Origin of the sequence: Rhodococcus sp. ACS1 (assembly GCF_002300155.1) — a bacterium.
GTDB classification, from domain to species: Bacteria; Actinomycetota; Actinomycetes; order Mycobacteriales; family Mycobacteriaceae; genus Rhodococcus_F; species Rhodococcus_F koreensis.
In genome coordinates this window covers 34,467-45,916 of the sequence record NZ_NSDZ01000007.1, presented here as the reverse complement: position 1 = coordinate 45,916, position 11,450 = coordinate 34,467, and the positions used below count along the sequence as shown (strand labels likewise).

The window sequence follows — 11,450 nt, the reverse complement described above, 5'->3', positions numbered from 1 at the left end:
CGAGAGCGCACCGTCAGGGCCGGGGTCCGAGTTCTGCGGTGATCGCTCCGGCGGCGAGCTGCTGGGCCCGTTCGAGGGTGATGGATCCGCTGAGCCAGCGTTCGCTCAGCCCCTCGATGAGGGCGGTGAGGCGTTCGGAGGCATCGGCGGGGTCGGCGTCCGGGTCGGCCAGTTCGACGGCCTGCGCCTCGACGATGAGGGTTTCGACGTCCTTTGCCCAGGCGCGGGTCGCGTCGCGGAGTTGGTCGCGGAGGTCTTCGTCGAAGATTGCGGTGGCCCGGAGTTCGCCCCAGGCGATGCTGTTTTCACGGACGGAGGGGGTGTTCTGAATCTCGAGCAGGAGCGTCTGTTCGAGCTGGGTCCGAGGGTTCGTCGAGGCAAGGGCCTCCGTGGTGTAGCGCTCGGCCCTCTCGTTGATGTGCTCGAGGGCGCGGCGCAACACACCTGCCCGGTCCTGGAAGTGGTAATAGATCAGGGCGGTCGAGACCCCGGCCTCGGCGGCGAGCTTCTCGATCCGCAGCCCGCGCACACCACTTTGCGCGATCACACGGACGGCTGCTTCCAGAATCAACGTCTGACGTTCGGACACGGAACCTCACTTTACGGGAAGGCGGCGGGGCGGCCGGTGCGGAGACCTCGGTTGACGCAGCGCGCGATCAGCCCGCGGGCTCTTGCTGGGTGGTGCAGTGGATTCCGCCGCCGCCGGCGGCGATGGCGTCGATGTTGATCTGCACAACACGACGGTCGGGGAAGAGTCGTTCGAGTTCCTGTCTGGCGGCCTCGTCCGCGGCCGGGTCACCGAACTCGGGTGCGATCACGGCGCCGTTGCAGACGTAGAAGTTGATGTATCCGGCCGCGAAGTCGTCCGATTCGAACTCGGGCCGAACGGAACCCGGCGCCTCGAGTACCACGACCTCGAGCGTGCGGCCTTGCGCATCCATCGCCGCCTCGAGGGTCTCGAGGTGACGGGTGGTCACGTCGTGGTCGAACGATTCCGGATCCGGATCGTACCCGGCGACGACCACGCCGGGACGGGCGAAACGGGCGTAGAAGTCGGTGTGGCCGTCGGTGATGTCCTTGCCCGCGATCCCGGGCAGCCAGACGATCTTGTCGAGCCCGAGCAGCGGTCTCAGTTCGGCCTCGACGTCCGCCTTGGACCATCCGGGGTTGCGGTTGTCGTTGAGCACGCAGCTTTCGGTGATGATGGCGGTTCCTTCGCCGTCGACCTCGATCCCGCCGCCCTCGAGGATGAGGTCGGTGGGCAACGATTCGACGCCGGCGCTGCCCGTGACGATGTCCGCCACTCCCGCATCCTGGTCGAAGTCCTGCTTTTCGCCCCAGCCGTTGAAGTTGAAGTTGATCCCGGCCCTGGTCCCGTTACCCTCGACGAACACCGGGCCGGTGTCGCGCATCCAGAGGTCGTCGAGCGGGGCCGCTACCAGTTCGACGGCGGGGCCGACGAGCCCGCGGGCCAGGTCGAGTTCCTCTTCGCGTACCAGCATCGAGACGGGCTCGAACTGCGCGATCGCCTGGGCGATGGCGGCGAGGTTGCGGCGGACCTCGGGAAGCAGCTCGGCTCCCCAGATCTCCTCACTCGCACCGAACGCCATCCAGGTCCGCTTGTGCGGTTCCCCCTCCTCGGGCATTCGCCACATCCGCTGATCATCCTCATCGGCGCTGCTGCCACCTTCGAGGTAGGACACCGGGTCGGTACACGCTGCTACCAGCAGCCCTCCGACCGCGGCCAGCCCCGACTGGATGAAGCGCCGTCTGAGCATCACTCTGTTTTTCCTTTTTCCCTTGCATCGCAACTCCGGTCCAGCCGATAACCCACTGCGACCATACTAGCCTGACTAAATTTTTAGTTAGAGAGGATGCGCGAACGCATGAACACTCGTGGTGCGACCCCGTCCTTTCAATCTCGATAGGTGGCCGGGGGTGGGCCTGCGATCGGCCCGAGCGAAGCGGCGAGCCACCGGTCGTACAGGCGCATCCACGTGCCGTCCGCGCGCAGGCGGTCGAGGGTGCCGTTGACGAACCGCACCAGGTCGTCCTTGTACTTGTTGACACCGATTCCCCAGTGCTCTTCGTCCTCCATCGGTGGCCCCACGATCTGAAAATGCGGGTCCTGGGACACCAGGCCGGCCAGGAGCGAGTCGGAGGTGCTGGTCGCGTCGGCCTGCCGTTTCTGCATGGTGACGAGGCAGTCGTCCCAATCGGGGACCGCGACGATCGTGGCCTCCGGCGCGACCCGTTGGACGGTGGGAAGCGACGTGGTGTCGACGAACGTACAGACCCGCTTTCCGGCCAGGTCCGCCGGTCCCGTGATGTCGGAACCCCGCGGGACCATGATTCGCTGAAAGGCGCGGAAGTACTCGGTGGAGAAGGCGACGCGTTGGGCGCGTTCGCACGTGATCGCGGTGGCGTGAACGACGACGTCGACATCGTTGTGCTCGAGTGCTGTGAACCGGCCGGCCGAGGTGAGCAGCCGGAATTCGACTTTTGCCGGATCGCCGAAGATGTCCTTGGTGATCTCCTTCGCCACGTCGATGTCGAAGCCCTGCAGGGTGCCCGTGGTCGGGTCGCGGAAGCTGAACGGGTTCGTGTTCTGGTCCACACCGACAATCAACCGGCCGCGCGACGCGATCTCGGCGAGTGACCCACCGGGCGGCATCTGCCCGGGCGGGGGCTGCGGGCCGGGCCGCAGGCTCGCGAGGGCTCCGCACGACTCGGGGGACGGTCCTGCAGGCGGCGGGTTGTTCGTGGGCGGGATGATCTGTGCACCGTTTGTCATCGGTCGTGTGGTGTACGTGCCCGCGACCGTCGGGGTGAGGGGGTCGGGTGTTGCGCAGCCGGCGAGGACGGCGACCGCGAGAATGCCGACCAGGAGCCGAGCACGCGGCGTCGCCCCCGGTCTCGAAAGCCTCACCTGCGTCATCAGTGGTACTCGTTCAGTCGCGGCCAGATACCCCCGCCGACGGCGAATCCGCAGGACACGCCAATAATCATGCTACCGATCGCCAAGGACGACATCGACCGATAGGCGTCGGTCACGGCGCTTGCCTCGTCGTCGCGAAGTCGGTCGATCGCCTTTCGGAGGGCCGCGTCCATGGCCGCGAACTTCGCGGCCGACGTGCCGGAGCCGGACCCGGCGGCGATCGCCGCGGCGGTCGGGTAGTCACCGCGCTCGAGGGCGATCTCGATGTCCCGGTGCGCGGCCAGCCAGCCGTCGCGGGCCGCCACGGCGTCGCGGAGGTCGGCCGCGGCGACGTCGCCGTGCGAGCTGTCCAGCTGCCGGGTGAGCTCGTCGGACAACGCCTGGGAGTGCCGCATGTAGTCGACTTCCGATTGAGTGTCGGCCCCGCGCTGCAGGAGGGCGAGGGTCTCGTCGGCGCGGGCTTGCTGCGCCAGGATACGAGCGCGCGCAACAGTGTTGATGGGTTGTGTTCCTTCGGTTCTCGCGTGTTCGCTGGCCGACGTCGACACCAGGCTTCCGGCGATCAGCCAGATCAGGAGTCCCGCCATGAGCAGCGTCCCGACAGCGAGCCCGGGGTTGAACCGGCGCTTGCTCTTCCGCACGACGTACAGCTGGGCGAGAACGAGCGCGACGACGGCGGCCGCGGTCACCGTGAACGCGGCCGCGGGCAGTTGGGCCGTGTGCGTCTGAGTCTCGGCGACCGCCTCGGCCTGACGGACGTAGAGCTGCTCCGCCAACGGGAGGATGGTGTGCTGCATGAGCGCGGACGCATCGGACAGATAGGCCACCCCGACGGGGTTTCCGGCCCGATCGTTCGCTTGAGCCGTGGCGACGAGGTTGAAGTACTCGGCGAGGTTGCGCACGACGTCCGACAAGAGTGCCAGCGATTCGGCATCCTGAGACGACACCCCATTGGTCGCCGTGACCAGCGCATTCGACGCGTCCCCCACCGCCTGCGTGAACTGCTCCGCGCCGGTACCCGACTCGCCACCGGAGATGAAGGAGGTCGTCGCGGCGGCATCGGCGATCGACAGTGAGCTGTAGAGGGCCTGGGCGGCGTTCGCCAGGGGCTCGGTGTGGGTGCGCAGTACCTCGACTCGCTGTTGCCGCGCACCGACCGCCGCCGAGGTGATCACGCCGGCGGCGATGACCACGGCGATGAGCGCGATCCCCAGCACGGACAGCCGTCCGGGGGTGGACGTGAGGAATTCGACCCACGGGCGGCGCCCCTCGGGCTCGACGAGCAGATCCTCGTCGAGCGTCGGGGTTTCGGTGACCACGTGGTCGCCGCGGTGGAACATCCGGCCCTCCTGCACCGCCGCCGCGATTTCGGTTGAGCACCGATCCGGGCAGGGTGGCTGAGTCCAGTGTGCACCGAAGGTGGTGGTCGACGGACCGACATGATGGTCGTCGGTTGCGCTCAATCGGAGCGTGCGGGTGAACCCGAGGTCCTGCGGGGTAGCAGGGTCGGGTCGAGCAGGCTGACCGTACGCGCGGCTTTCCGGTCCCTCGATGCGAGCGACGAGCTTCTGCACGGCGCAGTTTGCCCATCTCGACGTAGGCCGAGCGTTGATCCCGCCGAATCGGAGACCGCACGATGAAAACCACCCGCACTCTGACCTCTCCCGCGGGATCGCTACTCACCCTGGCCACACCTGACGCCATGGGCCCGTCGGTCCGCGCCGCCGAGGACGCCCGCAGAACGCTCTGCATCAACCACGAACAGGGCAACGTCTCCCTCGAAGCCCGCTGCGCCGGTGTGGCGCAGGGCCTGTCGGGGGGCAACAGCGAGGTTCTCAATGTCAACAGCCAAGACATGACATCCGTCGAGGCGTCCATCACCGCCAAGCTCCAACAGGACCCTACGATCGACCACGTCGTGGCGCTCGATGCCGCCATCGCCCTCACTGCCGTGCAGTCCGAAGAGACCGCCGGCAACGATGCCACCATCGTCACATGCGATACCAACGCCGACCTCTTCGAGGCCATCCAGGCGGGTGATGTCGAAACGCCGCCGACGGCACACGCTGAGCGCGAGACCCCGCGCCCAGTGATCGAGCCCTTCGGTGCACCCGGTCATACACCGAGGAGCAGCACCCCGGTTGCGAGCAGAGCGACGACTTTCACCACTTCCAGACCGATGTAGACGTAGTGCGCGTGAGACCGCGGGACGTCCTCGCCGGCGAGGACGCGGTCGGATCGAGGTGTCAACCGGGGCCGGACCCCGACCAGCTGAACCACCAGCACCGCGACCGCGGTCGCGCCTGCCACCGCCACCCGGACCGGTGGCCCTTCGATGAGGAGTCCGGCGACGAGCAACGCTGCCCACACCATCTCGGTGACGTTCAGCGCCCGGAATACGAGACGGCCGATCCCCAGCCCGAGCCGCACCGTCACCCCGGGTGCACGGAACTTCAGCGGCGCCTCGAGGAACGAGATCGCGAAGACCATCCCGAGCCAGGTGAACGTCACCGCGATCGAGACTGCATGAGCTGCGGTCATCTGCCCCTCCCTTCGTCCTGCTCTCGCCCGTGTGCAGCGGGTGCGATTCGGAACTCTGCAGGCCAACATTGTTTGTCGGTATAGCTGTCTAGCGTGAGCCAGTCTCACTCGAAAGAGTCAGGCGGGTGATCATTGTCGCGGAAGTGTCGAATCCGTTTCGAGCTTTCCTCCCGGACCGGTCGGGTCCGACAATGGGACGGTGAGTTCGCGAGGTTCCGCCGCAGACTGGGCACTCGGCCAGGTCCACGCCGTGCGTGACGACCCTGATGCCCGCCTCGAGCTGAGCGCCCGCACGTATCACGGTCCGGTGGGCAACGCACCGCGGCATTTGCCGTTTCGCCGTGCGGCGCTGTCGTTCATGCGCTGGCAGGTCGGCCGCGGCGTGCTGGCCGCACTCGAGGCGACGCCTCCCGGGAGTCCGTGGTGGCGGGCAGTCAACGAGCGACTGCTGCGCGACGGGTGCGAGGCCGTCGCCCGGAGCGGCGGAATGGGAGGGACGCCGTCATCGCACGCGGTCGACCTGTGGATGCTGTTCGTTGCCGATCCGACCGCACGCACCTGGTACCGGGCCCACAATGCGAGCATCGTCTCCGCCTACCTCGACCATCGCGACCTCGCCGACACCGAGAGCCGTCCCGAGCGCTTCTTTCTCAACGTCGTGCTGCTCCGCGTTCTCTTCGCCCACGCCTTGGTCGCGGCGCCACGTCTGGCGCTCGGGCGGCTCGCGCCGGCAGGCCCCCTGCTCGGCGATCCGCGACTGTCGATGACCGGGATCTTCCTCTCCCTTTCGCGGATTCTCCCCGACCGCTATCCACTCGGTGACGACGTCGCCACGTACGTCGCCGCCGAGCACAACCTCGGCGAGCTGCTGGACTACGGCCTGATCGGGCCGCGCCTGCAGGACCTGTACGAATGGTCGGCCGACAAGCTCGACGAACCGCGGCTGCTCGACTGCATTCGCGACGGCAGCCCGACCTATGCCTGGTCGTACACCGATCGCGAAGTGTGGCATCCGGCGCGACCGGCCGCCACGATCCGCGCGGTCCGGCGCTTCGTACCGGCGCGCCGGTAGTTGTCAGTACCGCACGTCACTCTGCAGCAGCGGCGGGTACACGGTGGACCGCTCCCCGTCCACGGTGCTGCCGGCGAACTGCAGCATCGCCCGCAGTTCGCCGTGCATCGGCGCCGGATAGTGCAACGTGGGAGCCGAGACCTCGTCGAGCACGCGGAGATGCTCGGGGCCGAGGCTCACCTCGAGGCCGGCGATGTTGTCCGTCAGGTGTTCGACGCGCCTGGCGCCGAGGATCGGCACGACGGTCCCGGATCGGCCTCGCAGCCAGGCCAACGCGACGGCAGCCGAGGTGGTCCCGAGTTCGTCGGCGATTGCGGCGACGGCGTCGATGACGACGAACTCGGCATCGGTCGGGCCGCCGACGAAGGCGGTGCGGGCGGAGTCGGTGACCTCGGTGCCGCGCCGATACTTGCCGGAGAGGAACCCGTTCTTCAGTGGGCTCCACGGCACCAGTGCCATTCCCTGATCGAGCGCGAGGGGCGCGAGTTCGCCTTCTACAGTCCGTGCCAGCAAGGAGTACTCGACCTGCATCGCGATCAACGGCGTCCAGCCGCGCAACAGCGCTGTGGTCTGGGCCTGCGCGGTCACCCACGCCGGGTTGTTGGAGATCCCGACATAGCGGATCTTGCCGGCACGGACCAGGTCGTCGAGGGTGCGCAGGGTTTCCTCGATCGGGGTGTGGCGGTCCCAGTTGTGTAGCCAGTACACGTCGAGGTAGTCGGTGCGGAGGCGGCGGAGTGTCTCGTGCAGCTGGGCGATGACGGCGGCGCGTCCTGCACCGCCCCCGTTCGGGTCGCCGGGGAACAGGTTCGCGAAGAACTTCGATGCCAGCACCACGCGCTCGCGGCGTCCGCGGTGGGCGGCGAAAAAGTCGCCGAGAATCTTCTCCGAATGGCCGTTGGTGTAGAAGTTGGCGGTGTCGATGAAATTCCCGCCGAGATCGAGATAGGTGGCGAGGATCTTCTCGGATTCCGCCACGCTGCAGCCGGCGCCGCCGGCGTCCTCGCCGAAAGTCATGGCACCGAGGGCGAACGGGCTGACCCTCAGCCCTGAGCGGCCGAGGGTGACGTAGTGATCGAGTCGCATGATCTGCTCCATAGGGTGTCGGTCGGAATGTGCATGTTCATCGAAACGCGAACTGCGGTGACGGTGGTAGATCGATCCACGCCGGGGATTGCACGATCCTCTCGAGATCGCCGCGATCGGGTTGCCGGACTGCGACGCGGATGTTTTCGTGAAGTGTGCGCACCTCACCCGACCTGCTGGACGAAATCCGCAGCAGCATCGCGGCCCATGCCCGGCCCGATCTTCGGACGCCGATCGCCGGGCTGTTGTTGTCGAAAGTGACGACGGACTCGGCGGCGCCGGAGTATTCGTTGACGGCGCCACTGCTGGTGATCATGGCACAGGGCGGCAAGCGACTGCTGCTCGGCGACCGGGTGTTCGAGTACCGGGCCGGGCAGTGTCTGGTCGTCACCGCCAACTTGCCCGTCACCGGCAACTACATCGACGTCGACGACGGCGCGCCGTCGTTGGCCATGGGCCTGGTGTTGCGCCCGGCCGCCCTCGCCGCGCTGGTGCTGCAGGCCCCCACCGAACGGTGGTCCCGTGGAACGAGCGGCCTGCCGGCGATCGCAACCGGCGTCGCAGACGACGATCTACTCGACGCCGCGGCGCGGATGCTGCGGCTGCTCGATCATCCCGCCGATGCACCCGTGCTCGCTCCGCTCGTCGAGCAGGAGATCCTCTGGCGACTGCTCACCGGCCCGCACGGGAGCACCACCCGCCAGATCGGCGTAGCCGACAGCGACCTGTCGCATGTCAGCCGGGCGATCCACTGGATCCGCGATAATTACGCCGAGCCGATGCGAATCGACGATCTCGCGCGGTTGTCCAGCATGAGCACATCCGCATTTCACCGGCACTTTCGTGCCGTTACGGCACTGAGCCCCTTGCAGTTTCAGAAGCGAATCCGACTGCAGCAGGCCCGCTCGATGCTGGTTGCCCATCCCGGTGACGTCGCCGGTGTCGGACATCTCGTCGGCTACGACAGCCCCTCACAGTTCAACCGTGAATACCGCCGCCTGTTCGGTGCCTCCCCGGGGCAGGACGCCCAGGGATTGCGCACCAGGACCGCACTGTCCCACGCCGGACCGCTGCCCTGACCTGTCGCCTCTTGCCCATCTCGATGCAGCGCATCGACGGGTTGCCCCGGCCGCGGGCGGCGCCGCCTACGCTGTGTCGGGGGATCATTCCTTGGTGCGGGCGGCGACGATGGCGGCGAGGTTGGCGGCAACGTTCTCCTCGACGGCGGCTTTGTCGACGCCCAGGCCGGCGAGCACACCGACCCCGTCCTCGACCTCGAGTAGGGCGAGCAGAATGTGCTCGGTTCCGATGTAGTTGTGCCCCAGACGAAGTGCTTCACGGAACGTCAGTTCGAGCGCTTTGCGCGACTGGGCGTCGAAGGGGATGAGTGCGGGTATCTCCTCGGCGGCGGGCGGCAGCGTCGCGGTCGCGGCGTGCCGGACCGTATCCAGATCCACGCCCTGTGCGGCGATCGCCCGGGCGCCGAGTCCGTCGGGGTCGGTCAGGAGTCCGAGGACGAGATGCTGGGGCAGGATCTCGGAGTTGTTCGCGGCCCTGGCCTCGTTCTGCGCGACGACAACGACCTGCCGTGCGCGGGGAGTGAATCGGCTGAATCCCTGATTCGGATCGAGGTCGGAGGCCTGCCCGGGGTCCTTGGGGACGAACCGCTTCTGTGCGGCCTGCTTGGTGACTCCCATGCTCTTGCCGATTTCGGTCCACGACGCCCCCGAACGGCGGGCCTGGTCGACGAAGTGACCGATGAGGTGGTCCGCGAGTTCGCCCAGATGCTCGGCGGCGAGAACCGCGTCGGTGAGTTGCTCGAGCGGGGCCTCCGAGTGCACCTTCTTGATCGCCTCGATGAGGTCGTCGAGGCGGATGGGCGGGGTGGCGGGCGTTGAATTCTCCATGCGTCAACTCTAAGTTGACGCTCTCGAATCGTCAACCCCAGGTTGTCGATCGACGCATTCACGCCGATCCGCCCCGAGCGGGCAATGAGCGACGGGCGGTCTGCTACGTTGATGACTAGCAGATCTAGGGATAGGTGTTCTATGCATATCGAGAAGGACCTGGTTGCCGCGTCGGCCACTCCCCTGGTACTCGGAATTCTCGCCGAGGGCGAGTCCTACGGGTACGCCATCCTGAAGCGAGTCAACGACCTGTCCGGCGGACGGATCCAGTGGACCGACGGCATGTTGTACCCCCTGCTGCATCGGCTCGAACGGCTGGGATTGGTGTCGGCGTCGTGGGGCGCCTCCGACAGCGGGCGCCGGCGCAAGCACTACACGATCACCGATACGGGCCGGGAAATGCTGGCGGAACGGCGCGCTCAGTGGGACGTGGTCGCGGACGCGCTGAGCCAGGTGTGGCGCTCCGTCCAACTGCCCCCGGCACCCGCGGAAGGATGGTCGTGATGGATACCGACAAGGAACTCGAATCTCAGATCGGTCAGTGGCGGGGGTACGTCGAGCGCCGTCACGCGATATCGTCCGCCGACACGGATGAGATGGAAGACCATCTACGCGATCAGATTTCGGATCTGTCCGCCGCCGGCCTGAAGACCGACGAGGCGTTCCTGGTCGCGGTCAAACGGATGGGCAACGTGGACGACATCTCCCGCGAGTTCGCGCGGGAGCACTCCGATCGGCTGTGGAAGCAACTCGTCCTGCTGCCCGCCGCGCCCGACGGCGGTCGCACCCGCCCCACCCGTGAACTGTTCGTCGTTCTCGGGTTCGCGGTCGGCGCAGCACTCGTCCTCAAGGCAGGCTTGGCGACACTCGACGAGCAGGACCTCGCCCGCAACGTCAGCCTGTTCGTTCTTCCCTTCCTCACCGGATACTTCGCGTGGAAACGGAAGGTGACGCACCGACTGGCCGCGGCACTGGTGGTGCCGTTCGCCCTGGCGGCGGTGCTGTTGAACGTCTTCCCGTTCGTCTCGAACGGCTCCACCGAGGTGATCGCGGCGATCCACACACCGATCGCGTTGTGGTTCGCGGTCGGCGTCGCGTACGTCGGCGGCCAGTGGCGGTCGGACCGGCGGCGGATGGATTTCATTCGATTCACCGGCGAATGGGTGGTCTACCTGACCCTCCTCGCCCTTGGTGGCGGCGTGCTCATCGGCCTGACCGTCAATGCTTTCGACGCCCTCGGCCTGAGCGTCGAGTGGGTCGTCGAGGACTGGGTGCTGCCGTTCGGAGCGGCCGGTGCGGTCATCGTCGCCGCATGGCTCGTGGAGGCGAAACAGAACGTCGTGGAGAACATCGCCCCCGTCCTCACGCGTGTGTTCACACCACTGACGACTCTCATGCTGCTGGTGCTGCTCGTCGCATTCGCGACGACCGGCAGCGTGGTCGACGTCGACCGGAACCTGCTGATCCTGATGGACCTCATCCTGGTCGTCGTCCTGGGCCTGCTGCTGTACGCGATTTCCGCCCGCGACCCCTACCTGCCGCCCGAGCTGTTCGACCGCCTCCAACTCGTCCTCGTTGCGAGCGCCCTCGCGGTCGACCTGCTGATGCTGTTCGCCATGCTCACTCGAATCGCGGAATTCGGCTTCACACCGAACAAGGTGGCCGCACTCGGAATGAACCTGGTTCTCCTCGTCAACCTGACCTGGTCGGCCGTTCTCATCCTCGGGTTCCTGCGGGGCCGCCGCGAATTCGGCTCCACCGAACGCTGGCAGACCCGTTACCTCCCAGTGTTCGGTGTGTGGGCGGCGTTGATGGTCGGCGTGCTTCCACCACTGTTCGACTTCGCGTGACGACGTCGTGACCGCTTACCGGGATTCTTCCAATGCGCGCGATACCTTCCGAATGA

The 11,450-nt window shown here is 67.0% G+C and carries 10 protein-coding genes and 2 pseudogenes; 5 read left to right on the top strand and 7 right to left on the bottom strand.

Going from position 1 to position 11,450, the window contains the following annotated elements; genetic code table 11:
- Positions 1-13: 13 nt before the first annotated feature.
- From CJ179_RS31650 to CJ179_RS31635, 4 genes and pseudogenes are all read right to left on the bottom strand, one after another.
- Complete coding sequence (locus CJ179_RS31650; RefSeq protein WP_095864072.1) at positions 14-589, bottom strand: TetR/AcrR family transcriptional regulator; 576 nt, start codon at positions 587-589, stop codon at positions 14-16.
- A 67-nt stretch (positions 590-656) separates the two neighbouring features.
- Positions 657-1,778 carry an agmatine/peptidylarginine deiminase gene (locus tag CJ179_RS31645; protein ID WP_095864071.1) on the bottom strand — a complete coding sequence of 374 codons (1,122 nt, stop codon included), beginning with the start codon at positions 1,776-1,778 and terminating at the stop codon, positions 657-659.
- Between the two features lie 137 nt (positions 1,779-1,915).
- Positions 1,916-2,938, bottom strand: a complete 1,023-nt coding sequence (locus CJ179_RS31640) for a glutamate ABC transporter substrate-binding protein (RefSeq protein WP_095864070.1) — start codon at positions 2,936-2,938, stop codon at positions 1,916-1,918.
- Positions 2,938-4,379: pseudogene (locus CJ179_RS31635) on the bottom strand (hypothetical protein). Before CJ179_RS31635 ends, CJ179_RS31640 begins: the two are co-directional and overlap by 1 nt.
- Positions 4,380-4,655: 276 nt before the next feature.
- On the opposite strand from CJ179_RS31635, the pseudogene CJ179_RS31630 reads away from it, so the two are divergent.
- Positions 4,656-4,982: pseudogene (locus CJ179_RS31630) on the top strand (sugar ABC transporter substrate-binding protein); the annotation flags it as partial.
- Between the two features lie 71 nt (positions 4,983-5,053).
- On the opposite strand, the gene CJ179_RS31625 reads toward CJ179_RS31630, so the two are convergent.
- Positions 5,054-5,479, bottom strand: a complete 426-nt coding sequence (locus CJ179_RS31625) for a hypothetical protein (protein WP_095864069.1) — start codon at positions 5,477-5,479, stop codon at positions 5,054-5,056.
- 199 nt (positions 5,480-5,678) lie between these two features.
- Here CJ179_RS31625 and CJ179_RS31620 point away from each other — a divergent pair, with 199 nt between their 5' ends.
- Positions 5,679-6,551, top strand: a complete 873-nt coding sequence (locus tag CJ179_RS31620) for a hypothetical protein (RefSeq protein WP_072943393.1) — start codon at positions 5,679-5,681, stop codon at positions 6,549-6,551.
- Between the two features lie 3 nt (positions 6,552-6,554).
- Here the strand turns inward: CJ179_RS31620 and CJ179_RS31615 are convergent, their stop codons facing one another.
- Positions 6,555-7,637 (bottom strand): aldo/keto reductase, encoded by a 1,083-nt coding sequence (locus CJ179_RS31615; RefSeq protein ID WP_095864328.1) that lies wholly within the window; start codon positions 7,635-7,637, stop codon positions 6,555-6,557.
- Between the two features lie 155 nt (positions 7,638-7,792).
- Between CJ179_RS31615 and CJ179_RS31610 the strand changes: the two genes are divergently transcribed.
- A complete protein-coding gene (locus CJ179_RS31610; protein WP_095864068.1) occupies positions 7,793-8,716 on the top strand; it encodes an AraC family transcriptional regulator in 924 nt (307 codons plus the stop codon).
- An 84-nt stretch (positions 8,717-8,800) separates the two neighbouring features.
- On the opposite strand, the gene CJ179_RS31605 is transcribed toward CJ179_RS31610, so the two are convergent.
- Positions 8,801-9,544, bottom strand: coding sequence for a Clp protease N-terminal domain-containing protein (locus CJ179_RS31605; RefSeq protein WP_095864067.1), 744 nt, complete (start codon positions 9,542-9,544; stop codon positions 8,801-8,803).
- Positions 9,545-9,685: 141 nt separating this feature from the next.
- On the opposite strand from CJ179_RS31605, the gene CJ179_RS31600 reads away from it, so the two are divergent.
- Positions 9,686-10,048, top strand: coding sequence for a PadR family transcriptional regulator (locus CJ179_RS31600; protein ID WP_072943389.1), 363 nt, complete (start codon positions 9,686-9,688; stop codon positions 10,046-10,048).
- Entirely contained in the window at positions 10,048-11,394 is a 1,347-nt protein-coding gene (locus CJ179_RS31595; protein WP_095864066.1) for a permease prefix domain 1-containing protein, read from the top strand. Before CJ179_RS31600 ends, CJ179_RS31595 begins: the two co-directional genes overlap by 1 nt.
- Positions 11,395-11,450 lie beyond the last annotated feature (56 nt).